The organism is Lactobacillus laiwuensis, from assembly GCF_019972835.1.
Classification (GTDB): domain Bacteria; phylum Bacillota; class Bacilli; order Lactobacillales; family Lactobacillaceae; genus Lactobacillus; species Lactobacillus laiwuensis.
In genome coordinates, this window is record NZ_BPPB01000018.1 from 1 (window position 1) to 16,555 (window position 16,555).

General features: G+C 38.7%; 5 protein-coding genes and 1 pseudogene. 1 reads left to right on the forward strand and 5 read right to left on the reverse strand.

Features of this window, described 5'->3' with window-relative positions:
* The 4 genes from LDM92_RS09290 to LDM92_RS09305 form a co-directional block, all read right to left on the reverse strand.
* A partial coding sequence (locus LDM92_RS09290; RefSeq protein WP_223902999.1) for a BspA family leucine-rich repeat surface protein occupies window positions 1–2,630 on the reverse strand: 2,630 nt, incomplete at its 3' end.
* 137 nt (window positions 2,631–2,767) lie between these two features.
* On the reverse strand, window positions 2,768–6,601 hold the full coding sequence (locus LDM92_RS09295) for a BspA family leucine-rich repeat surface protein (protein ID WP_223903000.1): 3,834 nt from the start codon (window positions 6,599–6,601) through the stop codon (window positions 2,768–2,770).
* A gap of 58 nt (window positions 6,602–6,659) precedes the next feature.
* A complete protein-coding gene (locus LDM92_RS09300; RefSeq protein ID WP_223903001.1) occupies window positions 6,660–9,629 on the reverse strand; it encodes a BspA family leucine-rich repeat surface protein in 2,970 nt (989 codons plus the stop codon).
* A gap of 148 nt (window positions 9,630–9,777) precedes the next feature.
* Window positions 9,778–14,958: a MucBP domain-containing protein gene (locus LDM92_RS09305; RefSeq protein WP_223903002.1), complete on the reverse strand. Its 5,181-nt coding sequence runs from the start codon at window positions 14,956–14,958 to the stop codon at window positions 9,778–9,780.
* Window positions 14,959–15,189: 231 nt separating this feature from the next.
* Here LDM92_RS09305 and LDM92_RS09310 point away from each other — a divergent pair.
* Window positions 15,190–15,414: pseudogene (locus LDM92_RS09310) on the forward strand (IS3 family transposase); the annotation flags it as partial.
* Between the two features lie 51 nt (window positions 15,415–15,465).
* On the opposite strand, the gene LDM92_RS09315 reads toward LDM92_RS09310, so the two are convergent.
* Window positions 15,466–16,555, reverse strand: a 1,090-nt coding sequence (locus tag LDM92_RS09315) for a MucBP domain-containing protein (RefSeq protein ID WP_223903003.1), incomplete at its 5' end; no start/stop codon positions are given.

Here is a 16,555-nt window from a genome sequence, read left to right on the forward strand (position 1 = left end):
CTCTTGCTGTAAACATAAGTCACGCTTTGCGGACTGTTGATAAAGAAGCCAGTTGCATTATCGGGCCGAGTCTTTAATGTATAGCCGGAAACAGTCTCAGCACCAGTCGTATAGCCATCACCAATGCGACCTTGGATTACGCGGTCAGGGGCAACAGTGTTGCCATATTCATCTTGATAATGAACTGTAACTGCAGGCGCTATGGCTGCAGGGCTGTTGACAATTGAACCAGCAGTATTGGAAGCATTAGAGCCATTGGAATTATCAGAACTGTTAGGGCTGTCAGAACCAGTAGAACCATTTGAGCCATCAGAGCTGTCAGAACTATTTGAGCTATTTGAACTGTCAGAACTATTTGAGCCATCAGAGCTGTCAGAACCATTAGAGCTGCTGGAACCATTTGAACCATCGGAGCTGTTAGAGCTATCAGAACCGTCCGAACTGTTGGAACCGTTAGAACTATCAGAGCTGTCGGAACCATTAGAGCTATCAGAATCGTTAGAACTATCAGAGCTGTTGGAACTGTTAGAACCATCGGAGCTGTTAGAGCTATCAGAACCGTCCGAACTGTTAGAACCGTTAGAACTATCAGAGCTGTCGGAACCATTAGAGCTATCAGAACCGTTTGAAGTGTTGGAGCTATCGGAACCATTAGAGTTATCAGAACCGTTAGAACCATCGGAGCTGTTAGAGCTATCAGAACCGTTAGAACTATCAGAGCTGTCGGAACCATTAGAGCTATCAGAACTGTTTGAAGTGTTGGAGCTATCGGAACCATTAGAGCTATTAGAGCTGTTGGAGCTGTCGGAACCGTTGGAGCTATCAGAACCGTCCGAGCCATCGGAAGGATTGGGACCTGGAATATTAGCTTTCTTGGTATAGTAAAAAGTGATAGTTTGGTTATCAGAAGTAAACTTTACGTCATTATAGTTTACTTCATCGTTATTTATTTTAGCTAAATTATCAAAATCATATTCAGTTCCTGAGCTATCGGTAAGTTTTTCTTGCGGTTTAAAAGCTGTGTAAGGTTCATTGTTGACGAGATAAGCACCTATGTTACCAAACTGAATGTCATCGTTAATGCCAGGAATTTTGTTGCCATCAGTGTCGCAATACTGAACTGTAATTCCTTTGGAAGGATTGCTAAAGTTAACATAGGTATCAGCATAATGCTCTTTACCAAAAATATTGTCATAATCTGCAAATTTATCAGCAAGGTCTGCTGAACTTAATTGAATTGAGCCTTTGGGTGGAGCAGGAATATTATGTTGAGGGATTCCCATATTTATCCAAGTTCCTGGAGTATTCAAACCTGATTGTTTCATATGAATACCACTACCTAAAACTATTTCTCTTAACTTAGGAAGATCGGCAAGCATACCTACACAATTACAATCTACGTGATTTTCATCATCACGACCATTGTCATCATGTGTACTAAAGTGAATTAGGTTTAAGTATTCGAGATTTTCACAGCCTTCAAACATATAGTTCAAGTTACCATGACAATCAAGATTGGATAGATCTAGTTTAGTTAAAGATTTACAATTTCTAAACATTTGATGCATGTTGGCTACTTTTGAAGTATTGAATTTAGACAAATCAATGCTTAACAAGCTTTTACAACCGTCAAACATATTTTCCATGTCAATATTTAAGTCTGTCTTAAACTTGTCAGAAAAAGTAATAGATGTCAGTGATTCACACCTATAAAACATCAAATCCGTGCCGATAACATTTGCGGTGTCAAGGTAAGATAGATCTAGTTTAGTTAAAGATTTGCAATCTTTAAATAGTCGAGCCATATCTTCTACATTAGAAGTATCAAAGTGACTTAAATCTAAACTGGTTAAAGATTTGCAACCATCAAACCAGCCGTACATGTTAGGTACCTCAGAAGTATCTAAATTAGGCAGTCCCTTAATTGTAGTTAAATTAGCTAAACCACTAAAAAAATTTATTACCCCACCCAAAACTTTGATAGGAGCTTTAAAATCAATTTCTGTAATAGTAGATAAATCATCAATTTTTAAGTTTTTCTTATTGTCACTAAATTCAAGATACTGATAATGGAGATTTTTTTGACCGATTGTGTAATTGTTTCCTTTTTCGCCAATAGACAAGACGCCATCAGAAAAAGAGGTAGGTATGCCATTCCAAGTACCTGAAATGGCGCCATCTCGAGTAGTTTTTTCAGGGTCAAATTGTGCATGATCTGCTTCTTGCTTATCTGCTTTTGCTTTGTCTGTGGTGCTTGGATCGCTGGTAATGCCTGTAGCTGCATCTTGATGGCTTCCACTTGCTGTATTGCTATTAGCACCAGCTTGCCTCTGGTCAGTTTCTGGAGTGCTGCTTGAAGTGCCTGCATTATTCTCGCTGCCAGCAGTTTGACTGCTGCTGTCTTGGCCAGTGGGGTCATCATCAGAAGCTGCTTCACCCTCAGCTTCAATTTGGTAGTTCAATTTAGTCTTGACTGCTCTGCTCGGAGTCTTCTTAGTGGCCCGAGTGCCATTCTGATTAGCTGCCTTGACCGTCTGGGGTTTGGCATTAATTAAGCCTAAAGCAGCTGCGGCCACGCCGCCGAGCAATATTTTTTCTCCTTGCTTGTTAGCATTCTTATGTGTATTCATATAATTCCTCTTCTAAATTGCATATTAATATAGGTTTAGTATATGGCTGGCTTAGGCAAAAGTCAAACTCAGCTAGGCTAGACTAAAAAACGCCCTATATTGATAATATAGGGCGTTTTTTATTTATCAGAATTTAATTAGTCTTTCTTACGCTCAAGCCAAGCAGCACCTAGAGCAGTGACCAAGGCCAAACCGCCTAGTGCCAGCATGGCCAAACTATTGTGCTTCTCTGCACCAGTTTGCGGCAATGCATCAGTTCTGCTGTTCTGATTCAGCTTGCCTTTTTGTGGGTCAGCGCTAGCCGTCTTGTTTAATTTGCGACTTGCAGTCGCCAGTTTAGCAGGGCGGTTAGCCTGATGCTTGTTAGCTGTGAGGCCTTTGACTGATTTGGTGGCAGATTTTTGATCATGTTTGCTTATGCGGTGCTTTTTATGTGACTTCTGGGTAGATCTTTTCTTTGATTTCTTGCTGTTCGGGATTGGCGTAGGCCTATTATTGTTATTGTTAACTGTATTGCTACCATTACTGCTATTTAATCCTGAACCATTTGAATCACTGGAACCGTTTGGAGTGATAGAACCATTAGAGTTGCTAGAACTGTTAGAGTTGTTAGAACTGTTAGAACTATTCGAACTCTCAGAGGTGTTGGAAGCGTTAGAACCAGTGGAGCTATCGGAGCTGTTAGAACCATTAGAGCTGTTAGAGCTGTTAGAACCGTTAGAACTATCAGAGCTGTTGGAACCATTAGAGCTATCGGAGCTGTCAGAACTGTTAGAACTATCAGAGCTGTTGGAATCGTTAGAGCTGTTGGAGCCATTAGAGCTATCAGAGCTATCGGAGCTGTTGGAACCATTTGAACTATCAGAGCTGTCAGAGCCATTAGAGCTGTTAGAACTATTGGAACCATTAGAGCTGTCAGAACCGTTGGAACCATTTGAGCCATCAGAGCTATCAGAACTGTCAGAACCGTTAGAACTATCAGAGCTGTTGGAACCATCAGAACTATTAGAGGTCTCAGAACCGTTAGAACCATTTGAGCCATCAGAGCTATCAGAACTGTCAGAACCGTTAGAGCTGTCAGAACTGTTGGAGCCATTTGAGCTATCAGAGCTATCAGAATTCTCAGAACCGTTGGAACCATCAGAACTATTAGAGGTCTCAGAACCGTTAGAGCTGTCAGAACTGTTGGAGCCATTTGAGCTATCGGAACTGTCAGAACCATTTGAGCCATCAGAGCTATCAGAATTCTCAGAACCGTTAGAACCATTTGAGCTGTCAGAGCTATCAGAGCCTTCGGAACCGTGAGAGCCGTTAGAACCACTGGAGTCATTACCCTTACCAGCATTACTCTTTTCATATCCAAAGGTAACAGTTTGAGGATCATTAGTAAACTTTAGTTTACTCAGCGCATCTTCATATTTATCTGTGGTATATTTGTTGCCATTAATTTCAACGTAGGCAAGTTTATAGGTAGGCAACTTTCTGGCTGTGATTGGGATAACCACGTCATTACCAGCAATACCGAATTGATAATCGTTTGGCGAGAGTTTGGCAGTTTTATCGTCTTCAAATTGATAATTAATGGTAATACCGCAAGGATTTGGAATTTTATTGATATTAACATACACATCATAATCCTTACTGCCATCATAATTTTTCATTAAATCAGCACCAGTCCACGAATGAACTCTAGGCTGAAGACCACCGTTGTCTTTATTAACTCCCATGTTAACCCAGACATCTTCTTCTTTGCCATCATGATTGTTGCCTAAACCACCGTCCCAATAATTATCGACTATTGTCAAATCATTTCTTCTGCCTAGTATAAGCACTTCAAGAGATGGAAGATCGCTAAGCATATCACCAATAGTTGATGAATTTTTCATATCGAAACTACTAAGATCAAGTTTTGCTAGTTTATCACAGCCTTGAAACATGTCAATATAATCAGAAACTTTTCTGGTATTAAAGTTGTGTAGATCCAAACTGGTTAAATTTGAACATTGCCAGAACATTTTTAACATATCACTCACAGCTGCCGTGTTAAAGTTAGTGACATCTAAACTTGGTAAAGACTCACAATAAGCAAACATATTCGTCATGTCACTTACTTTGGCAGTATTAAAATGACTAACATCTATTGCAGTTAATTTAATACATTCATCAAACATGTAACTCATATCAAGGACGTTTGCAGTATCAAAATGACTGACATCAACACTAGTTAATGAATGACAATCTTCAAACATGTATTTCATGTCAATAACGTTAGAGGTATTGAAAAGAGAAGGACTAAATTTTATACTTGCTAATTTTTTGTCGTAGTAAAACATCCAGCTCATATCACGGACATTTTTAGTATCAAAATTGCTTAAGTCTAAAGTAGTTAAGTTACCACAGCCACTAAACATTCTTTTCATACCAGCACGAGATAGTTTTTCAGGAACATTTCCGACATTTGCAGTATCAAATTTAGACAAATCAAGTGAAGTTACTTGTGAGCAGCCATCAAACATTTCTGTCATGTCTGTGACTTTGCTAGTATCGAATTTGGATATTAATTTGTTTATACTATCAGTAGTAATTGCGATATCACCAGAAAACATGTCACTCATGTTAGTAACATTTGCAGTAGTAAAATTATCAGAGGCGATAATGTTTGTCAATTTGCCAGAACTTTGGAACATGTTGGCCATATTAGCTACTTTAGCAGTATTAAACTTTGATAAGTCTAACTCAGTTATGTTCTTACAACTGCTAAACATTCCCTTCATATTTTGAACACTATCGGTAACAAAGGTAGTCGGCAGATTTAATTTAAGCAAATTAACACAAGTACCAAACATATATGACATATCTGTCACTTTAGACGTATCAAAGCTTGAAACGTCTAACTTAAGAAAACTTTGACAATAATAAAACATATATGCCATGTTTTCAACATTAGAAGTATTAAATTTGCTTACATCAATAGATGAAACTTGACTACAGTTATCAAACATGTATGACATGTCTGTTACTTTATCCGTGTTAAAAGTAGCTGGGAATGTAAAACTATGAAGTCCCACACAGCTTTCAAACATATGCGCCATGTTTGTGACATTTGAAGTATCAAAGTGAGATAAATCTAACTTAGTTAAAGATGCGTCACTATCAAACATGTATGACATGTTTGTCACTTTTGTGGTTTTAAAAGAAGTTGAACCAGATAAATCGATATTCGTTAGTTTTTTATTTTTACTAAACATGTTTTCCATGCTGGTAACATCAGTAGTATCAAGATTATCTAACCCCTTGATGGTTTCTAATGCCCCAAGACTAGTAAACAGATCATTTGCAGACCCAATAATTTTTAGTTTTCCAGTGATATCAATTTCTTTAATGTCAGCGGCTAACACTGGATTTTGTCCATTTAAGTTGTAGTATAGGCTAATAGAATGATTATCACTGTTATCGATTGTGCCACCACTAATTTTTAATATATCACCTTCATCATTGAAACTGATATCTATTCCTTGCCATTTAGTTGGGAAACTTTCCCTAGTAGCTTTAGCAGGATCAAATTGTGCAGAGCCGGCTTCTTGCTTTTCAGCTTTTGCATCGTTTGTGGTGCTTGGATCGCTGGTATTGCCTGTGATTGCATCTTGATTACTGCCACCATCTTGATTGCTATTAGCACCATCTGGATTCTGTTCAGTTTCTGGTGCGCTGCTTGCAGCGCTTGTGTTAGCTTCGCTGCCAGCAGGGTCATCATCAGCTGCTTCGCCTTCCGTTTCTGAACCAGTTTCACTTTGATAGTTCAACTTGGTCTTGACTGCTCTTTTCGCAGTCTTCTTGGTGGCTCGAGTGCCATTCTGATTAGCTGCCTTGACCGTCTGGGGCTTGGCATTAATTAAGCCTAAAGCAGCTGCGGCCACGCCGCCGAGCAATATTTTTTCTCCTTGCTTGTTAGCATTCTTATGCGTATTCATAAAATTCCTCTTTTAAACTGCATACTAATTAGGATGTTTTTTATTTGTCAGAATTTATTTAGTCTTTCTTGCGCTCAAGCCAAGCAGCACCTAGAGCAGTGGCTAAGGCCAAACCGCCTAGGGCCAGCATGGCCAAACTATTGTGCTTCTCGGTACCAGTTTGTGGCAAGGCATCAGTTCTGCTGTCTTGATCCAGCTTGCCTTTTTTGTTTAGTTTGTGGTCAGCAGCTGCCAATTTAGCAGGGCGGTTAGCCTGATGCTTGTTGGCTGTGAGGCCTTTGATTGATTTGGCAGGTGCTTTCTTGCTCTGCTTATTTGCATGAAGGCCTTTGCTTGCTTTCTTAGGAGCATTCTTTTTCTTGGCCTTTTTGCTGCTTGGAATTGGAGTCGGCTCATTGTCAGTCGGCGTCTGGTTTCCAGCTGGGGCAGGGGTGGAATTATTGGTTTGGCCATCATTCTTGCTGTAAACGTAGGTCACGCTTTGCGGACTGTTGATGAAGAAGCCAGTCGCATTATCGGGCCGAGTCTTTAAAGTATAGCCGGAGACAGTCTCAGCACCAGTCGTATAGCCATCACCAATGCGGCCTTGGATTACGCGGTCAGGGGCAATGGAGTTGCCATATTCATCTTGATAATGAACTGTGACTGCAGGCGCTATGGCTGCAGGTCTGTTGACAATTGAACCAGCAGTATTGGAAGCATTGGAGCCGTTGGATTCAGAGCCGTTAGAGCTGTTGGAACCATTGGAGCTGTCAGAGCTATTAGAGCTATTGGAACTGTTGGAACCGTTAGAGCTGTTAGAACTATTTGAGCTATTTGAACCGTTAGAGCTGTCAGAGCTGTTAGAACTATTTGAGCTATTGGAACCGTTAGAGCTGTCAGAGCTGTTTGAGCTATTGGAACCGTTAGAGCTGTCAGAGCTGTTTGAAGTGTTTGAGCTATTGGAACCGTTAGAGCTATTAGAACTATTAGAGCTATTGGAACCGTTAGAACTATCAGAGCTGTCAGAGCTGTTTGAAGTGTTTGAGCTATTTGAACCGTTAGAGCTGTTAGAACTATTTGAGCTATTGGAACCGTTAGAACTATCAGAGCCATCAGAGCTGTCAGAACTATTTGAGCTATTTGAACTGTCAGAACCGGTTGAACCATCAGAGCTGTCAGAGCCAGTAGAACCATTTGAGCTATCAGAACTGTTGGAACCATTAGAGCCATCAGAGCTGTCAGAACTATTTGAACTGTCAGAACCGATTGAACCATCAGAGCTGTCAGAGCCAGTAGAACCATTTGAGCTATCAGAACTGTTGGAACCATTTGAGCCATCAGAGCTGTCAGAACTATTTGAGCTATTTGAACTGTTGGAATCGTTAGAACTATCAGAACCATTAGAGCTGTTAGAAGTGTTGGAGCTATTTGAACCGTTAGAGCCATTAGAACTATCAGAACTGTTGGAACCATTTGAACCATCAGAGCCAGTCGAACCTTCAGAGCCATTAGGAGTAGATGATCCATTTTTGGTGTATATGAGATTAACGGTTTGAGGCTTGCTTGTGAACAGAAAGCTATCTATATCCGTTGTTGATCCATTGAATTCCGCGTGGTCAAACTTATATCCTTTAATTTCTTTGGGTTTAAAAGCAATAAATGAGTCGTCGTTGACAAGTTTAGTATCTATGTCCCCGAATTGTTCATCTGCATCAGCAATATCTTTATTGTCACTTTGATAATGAACTGTAATTGGTCCTCCAAGATCAGCAAAACATACATAGGCATCATGTTGAGTCGAAGGATTAAATTCGTCTAAGAATGCCTGTGGATAGTACCATTTGCATGTACCCTTTTTAGGGGAGCCTTTCCCTAGGCCCATGTTTACCCAGGTGCCTTGAACATTGAGATAAGAACTTGAAATATTGCACTTAGGGCCTAAAACTAATTTTCGTAGATTAGGGTCATTATCAAACATTGAAGTAGCGGACTTAGCAGATGGAATATTAAAGTTTTCGATATTTAGTTCTTCAAGATTGGTACAATTTTCAAACATAGAACCTAACCCCAAAAAATCATCTATCTTATCGGTATTGAAATTTTGTAGATTTAAGCTTTTTAGATTAGTACACCCATTGAACATATTCAACATTTCACGTACATTAGAAGTATCAAAATTTGATAAATCTAAAGTTTCTAGAGCAGTACAGTTCTCGAACATATCTTGCATATTAGTTACTTTACTTGTATTAAAACTTTTAGGAAAGGACAAGGAAGTTAGTGATGAACAACCATCGAACATATCATCCATCCGAGTTATATTATCTGTTTTTAAGTTTTCCAATCCCTTAAAAGTTTGTAAACTAGAAAGTCCAGAGAATAAATTGTTAGCATATCCTTCAATTTCTATTGTTCCTAATATATTTATCTCTGTAATTTTTGATGTGTCTACCCAAGGTATGTTGTTTTTAATGCCAATGTTTTTTAGTAAATTATCATTTTTAATAGTATATTGCTTGTCAGATGAGCCAATTTTTAATACACCATTATCAGCTGTAACGGGGATATCGTTCCATCTGCTTGAAATTGCGCCATCTCGAGTAGCCTTAGCAGGATCAAATTGTGCATGATCTGCTTCTTGCTTATCTGCTTTTGCTTTGTCTGTGGTGCTTGGATCGCTGGTATTGCCGGCAGCTGCGTCTGCACTATTTTCACTTGCTGTGCTGCTATTGGCACTAGTCTGCTCATGTTCAGTTTCTGGGGCGCTGCTTGAAGTGCCTGCATTATTCTCGCTGCCAGCAGTTTGACTGCTGCTGTTTTGGTCCGTGGACTCATCATCTGAAACTGCTGCACCCTCAGCTTCAGTTTGGTAGGTCAATTTAGTCTTGACTGTTCTTCTAACAGTCTTCTTGGTGGCACGAGTGCCATTCTGATTAGCTGCCTTGACCGTCTGGGGCTTAGCATTAATTAAGCCTAAAGCAGCTGCGGCCACGCCGCCGAGCAATATTTTTTCTCCTTGCTTGTTAGCATTTTTATGTGTATTCATATAATTCCTCTTCTAATTCCTCTTCTAAACTGCATATTAATATAGGTTTAGTATATGGCTGGCTTAGGCAAAAGTCAAACTCAGCTAGGCTAAAATAAAAATGCCCTATATTAATAATATAGGACATTTTTTATTTATCAGAATTTAATTAGTCTTTCTTACGCTCAAGCCAAGCAGCACCTAGAGCAGTGGCTAAGGCCAAACCGCCTAGGGCCAGCATGGCCAAACTATTGTGCTTCTCTGCACCAGTTTGCGGCAATGCATCAGTTCTGCTGTTCTGATTCAGCTTGCCTTTTTGTGGGTCAGAGCTAGCAGTCTTGTTTAATTTGCGACTTGCAGCCGCCAGTTTAGCAGGGTGGTTAGCCTGATGCTTGTTAGCTGTGAGACCTTTGATTGATTTGGCAGGTGCTTTCTTGCTCTGCTTATTTGCATGAAGGCCTTTAATTGCCTTCTTTTTCTGAGACTTTTTACTGCTTGGAATTGGAGTCGGCTCATTGTCAGTCTGAGTCTGGTTTCCAGCTGGGGCAGTGGTAGAATTATTAGTTTGGCCATCATTCTTGCTGTAAACGTAGGTCACGCTTTGCGGACTGTTGATGAAGAAGCCAGTCGCATTATCGGGCCGAGTCTTTAAAGTATAGCCGGAGACAGTCTCAGCACCAGTCGTATAGCCATCACCAATGCGGCCTTGGATTACGCGGTCAGGGGCAATGGAGTTGCCATGTTCATCTTGATAATGAACTGTAACTGCAGGCGCTATGGCTGCAGGGCTGTTGACAATTGAACCAGCAGTGTTAGAAGCATTGGAGCCATTAGAACCGGAATTATCAGAACTGTTAGAGCCAATAGAGCTATCAGAACCGGTTGAGCTTTCGGAGCCAGTCGAGCTTTCAGAACTGTCAGAACCATCGGAACTGTCAGAACTATTAGAGCTATTCGAACCATTGGAGCTGTTCGAGCTATTTGAACCGTTAGAACTATCAGAACCAGTCGAACCAGTTGAGCTGGTTGAGCCCTCGGAACCGGTTGAACCTTCAGAGCTAGTAGAACTATCAGAGCCAGTCGAACCTTCAGAACCAGTCGAACCTTCGGAACCGGTTGAACCTTCAGAACCGGTTGAGCTTTCGGAGCCAGTTGAGCTATCAGAACCGGTTGAGCTTTCGGAGGCAGTCGAGCCTTCAGAGCCAGTCGAGCTTTCGGAGCCAGTCGAGCTTTCAGAACTGTCAGAACCATCGGAACTGTCAGAACCATTAGAGCTATTCGAACTATCAGAGCCATCGGAACTGTCAGAACCATTTGAGCTGTTAGAGCCGTCGGAACCATCCGAAGTGTCAGAAGTGTTATCAGTTTTACTCTTAGAGTAGACCAAAGTAATATCTTGTGGGTCGGAGATAAATTCTTTTATATCAGAATTCTTGTTTTCTTTGAACTTGTAGCCAGCAAATTCTTTGCTGGTGTCAACAGTTACCAGGTCTGAAATGTTGCCGAAAAGTTTTTCATCAGGAATTTCCTTACCATCTTGATCAACTAGCTGCTTGCCTTCTTCGTCTTGGCGATGAACAGTTACGATGCCACCAGTATACCTAACATAGGTGTCGTGGTCTCTGTCTCCTTGATATTTAGTTATCAAATCGGCTGAAGACCACTGATTAGTACCCTTGGTCAGAGAACCATCGTCTTCACCCATGTTTACCCAAGTACCTGGCTGTTTAAGTAAATCTTCAGGCTGTTCTCCGTCTAGAGGAAATTTAACCCCTTTACCTAAAGTTAATTTAGCTATATTTGCACATGAATCAAATAAACCATCTAATATAGCATCATCAGTAATTGTAAAGTTAGATAAGTTTATGCTAGATAAGTTGGTGTCTGCATAAAACATAGAAGAAAAGAATGTAACTTTGCTAGTATCAAAGCTTGAGAGATCTAATGAAACTAATTTTGGACAATTGGCAAACATGTAACTCATGTCAGTGACATCTGAAGTAATGAGGCTATTTAAACCGTTAATTTGAGTTAATTTAGGAAGAGTATCAAATAATGAATCAGCCGGCCCATTAATTGTTATTTTTCCTAGAATATCTATTTCAGTAATATTATCAGTATTTACAGTACTTATATTATTATTAATGCCAATTTCATTTTCGGCGGTGTTGTCAATTAAATAGTCTTTGCCTTTTTCACCTAGCGATAAGATGCCATTATTAAAGGTAAAAGGAACACCTTCCCAAGTGTTATCAGTTTTACTCTTAGAGTAGACCAAAGTAATATCTTGCGGGTCAGAGATAAATGCTTTTACATCTGAATTTTTATTTTCTTTGAAGGTGTAACCGGCAATTTCCTTGCTGGTATCAACAGATACTGGGTCTGAAATATTGCCAAAGAGCTTTTCATCAGGAATTTCCTTACCATCTTGATCAACTAGCTGCTTGCCATCTTCATCCTGGCGATGAACAGTTACTATGCCACCAAGATTAGCAAAACAAACATAAGTGTCGTGATCAGTAGAACCCTGATATTTGGTCATTAAATCAGTTGAAGACCACTTATTAGTGCCTTTGGCTGGAGAGCCCTGATCAACTCCCATATTTACCCAAGTTCCCAAATCAGGTAAAAAGGAACCTGGTTTTCCTTTAATTTCTGGAAATTTAAAGCCACTACCTAAGACTAATTTTTTCAAATTTGAGCAAAAACGAAACATAACTACCATTTTAGCATCATCTGCAACTGTAAAATTGGACAAATTAATACTAGTTAAATTTGTGTCATTGAGAAAAAGACCATTATAGTTAGTCACTTTGTCTGTATTAAAACTAGATAAATCTAATTCAGTCAATTTAGGGCAACTAGCAAACATTTGTTGCATGTTTGTAACCTGAGAAGTATCTAATTTATCTAAGCCATTTATTGAGGTTATGTTTTTTAAATTCTTAAAAACTCCATTTGCGCTGCCTATAATTGCGATTGAGGCATTAATATCAATTTCAGTGATATCATCTACAGTTATGCCGTTAACATTTTGGCTAATACTAATATCTTTATTATCTGAATTATTTATTGTATAGGTTTTGCCTTTTTCGCCTAGCGATAAGACGCCATTATTGAAGGCGTAAGGAACGCCTTCCCAAGTATTATCGGTTTTACTCTTGGAATAGACCAAAGTAATATCTTGCGGGTCAGAGATAAATGCTTTTACATCTGAATTTTTATTTTCTTTGAAGGTGTAACCGGCAATTTCCTTGCTGGTATCAACAGATACTGGGTCTGAAATATTGCCAAAGAGCTTTTCATCAGGAATTTCCTTGCCATCTTGATCAACTAGTTGCTTGCCATCTTCATCTTGGTAATGGACAGTAACGGTACCGCCTAGATTAGCAAAACAAACATAAGTGTCGTGATCAGTAGAGCCCTGATATTTGGTCATTAAATCGGCTGAAGACCACTTATTAGTGCCTTTTGCTGGAGAGCCCTGATCAACCCCCATGTTTACCCAAGTTCCCAAATCAGGCAAAAATGAATCTGGTTTTCCTTTAATTTCTGGAATTTTAAAGCCACTACCCAAGACTAATTTTTTCAAATTTGAACAGAAGCGAAACATGGTGTTCATTTTGCTATTATCAGTAATTTTGAAGCTTGATAAATTTATACTACTTAAATCAGTGTCTCCACCAAACATTCCGTTGAAGTTAGACACATTAGTGGTATCAAAAGTAGAAAGATCTAAGGTTGCTAACTTAAGACAATTAGCAAACATAAAACTCATGTCTGTTACATCATTAGTAACTAGATTGTTTAAATTTTTAATTACGTTCAGATTGATTAATTTATAGAAAAGCTGACTTGCCGATCCCTTAATTGTGATAGGGGCATTAATATCAATTTCAGTGATATCGTCTGGTGTTACGTTACTAATATTTTGGCTAATGCTAATATTTTTTTTGTCTGAATTATTTATTGTATAGGCTTTGTCTTTTTCACCTAGAGATAAGACGCCATTATTAAAGGTAAAAGGAACACCTTCCCAAGTGTTATCGGTTTTACTCGTAGAATAGACTAGAGTGATAGTTTGTGGATCAGAGATAAATGCTTTTATATCAGAATTCTTGTTTTCTTTGAACTTGTAGCCAGCAAATTCTTTGCTAGTATCAATAGTTACCGAGTCTGAAATGTTGCCGAAAAGTTTTTCATCAGGAATTTCCTTACCATCTTGATCAACTAGCTGCTTACCTTCTTCGTCTTGGCGATGAACAGTAACGATGCCACCAGTATATCTAACATAAGTATCATGGTCTCTATCACCTTGGTAATTGGTCATTAAATCAGCTGAAGACCATTGATTAGTGCCCTTGGCCAGAGAGCCATTTCCTTCTCCCATGTTTACCCAGGTACCTGGCTGTTGAAGTGAATTGTTTTTAGTATCTTTATAATTTGTAAATTTAAAAGCCTTTCCTAAATTCAGCTTAGTTAAGTTTGAACATGAATCAAACATACTAAACGTTAAGGCATCATCTGTAACTGTAAAATTTGAAAGATCTACGCTAGTTAATGCTGTGTCTCCACTAAACATTGAAGAATATGAAGTAGCTTTAGAAGTATCAAAAGTTGAAAGATCCAGTGTAGTTAATTTTGGGCAGCCAGCAAACATATAGCTAAAATTTGTTATCTGAGAAGTATTTAGGTTATTTAATCCTTCAATAGATACTAAATTGTTTAATTTAGAAAAGAGACGTTGAGCAGTCCCCGTGATTGCAATGGGAGCATTAAGATCAATTTCTGTAATATCATCTGCAACAACATTATCAATAGAAAAAGGATTTTTTTTATTGATAGTAATTGAATAGTCTTTATTAGTTTCACCAATTGCTAATTTACCATTAGAAAAATTAACTGGTATGCCATTCCAGGTGCTTGAAATCGAAGTATTACCATCGCGAATAGCTTTAGCAGAGTTGAATTGATCAGGTTTTGCCAAATGCTTGTCAGCTTTTTCATTGTTTATAACAACGTCTTGATTGGTTTCACTTGCTATGCTGTTATTGGTACTAGCCTCGCTTTGTCCGTCTTCTGGGTTGTTATTTGCTGTCTCATCTATATTAGTCCCACTGTAATCAGCAGCTGCACCTTCAGTTTCTGAACCGGTTTCAGTAGACTCTGTTTGGTAATTCAACTTAGTCTTGACTGGTCTGCTCGCAGTCTTCTTAGTGGCACGAGTGCCGTTTTGGTTGGCTGCCTTCACAGTCTGGGGCTTGGCATTAATTAAGCCTAAAGCAGCTGCGGCCATGCCGCCGAGCAATATTTTTTCTCCTTGCTTGTTAGCATTCTTATGTGTATTCATAAAATTCCTCTTCTAAACTGCATATTAATATAGGTTTAGTATATGGCTAGGCTAAATCAATGTCAAACCGCATAAAAGAAAAAGCACCCGTTAAAATTTAAGCATTTCATAATAGTTAGTCATAATTCTAACTATTGGGAGTACTTTTTTAATGACTTAGTATACGACTGCTTTGTAAATTTAAGTTGTTTGTAAGTATCTGGCACGCCAAAACTCTTTGACTGGCTTAAACAAAGCATGTCGCGCAAGGGCAATTGCCACGATAATGCACCGGAGGAAACAATCTTCAACCTAATGAAACGAGAGAAGCTTAACCGCATTAAGATCAGTTCACTAGCAGAAATGAGGGAAGTACTATATGATTACGTTTACTGATTCAATCACATTAGAAGATCAAACAAATTAAAATACACGACTCCGATCAAATATCGGAATCGTGCATTGGGTCTGGTATAATATTAAAATGTCTAACTTTTTAAGTTGCACTTCATATTTTTACTGATGAGTTTATTTAATTTTTTTACGACTAAACCATGCTGCACCTAATGCGCCAACTAAAGTTAAGCTTCCTAATGCGAGCATGACTAGACTGGAATGCTTATCAGTACCTGTCTGTGGCAAAGCAGCAGTTTTTTGATTTTTAGCGGTGCTTGAACTGCCTTGCTTTTGAGGCAAATTGTTGTTTGCTGTTGGTTTAAAAGCTTTTTTCTTCTTTCCTTTCTTGTTTTCCTTCTCATTTTTTACCTTCCGATTGTTTTCTTTAGGCGTTTTAGAAGGGTTATTAGGAGTATTAGGCTCATTAATATTTGGTATATTATTTGTACTTGTCTTAGTATAAATATAAGTTACATCTTGCGGGAAAGTGCTAAAGAACCCTGTAGCATTATCTGGTCTCGTCTTTAATGTGTAGCCAAAAATATTTTTAGCTTCAGTAGTATAGTTATCACCAACATAGCCACTCAGTATCTGATCTGAGGAAATGATATTGCCAAATTCGTCTTTATAGTGAACAGTTACATCTGCTGCTTTAACTTTATTAGTGTCTGGGTTATTAGTACTAGGATTATTAGGATTTTGGTTTTTAGCATAAATAAGGTCGACATTTTGCTTTTTATCGGAGTAGCCAACAGTTGCTTTATCTGTTCCAGGCTGTTTGACGCCGTCAATGATAATTTGCTTGATCGTGTAACCAGGTATTGATTTTGGAATAATATCTTTCTGATCACCATAAAGTACACCAGCAACATTTTCTGTCATCGGCTTATTGTCTTTATCAAGAAGAGGCTTGGTATTACCCTTATCATCCACATAGTATAAATAATTAACATTAATAGGATTACCTTGTTTTCTTTCATAAATGAAAGAAACATTTTGATCTTTATCGGAGTAGCCAACAGTTGCTTTATCAGTTCCAGGCTGTTTGACGCCATCAATGATAATTTGCTTAATGGTATAACCAGGTATTTGTTTTGGAATAATATCTTTCTGATCACCATAAAGTACACCGGCAACATTTTCCTTCATCGGCTTATTGTCTTTATCAAGAAGAGGCTTGGTATTACCCTTATCATCCACATAGTATAAATAATTAACATTA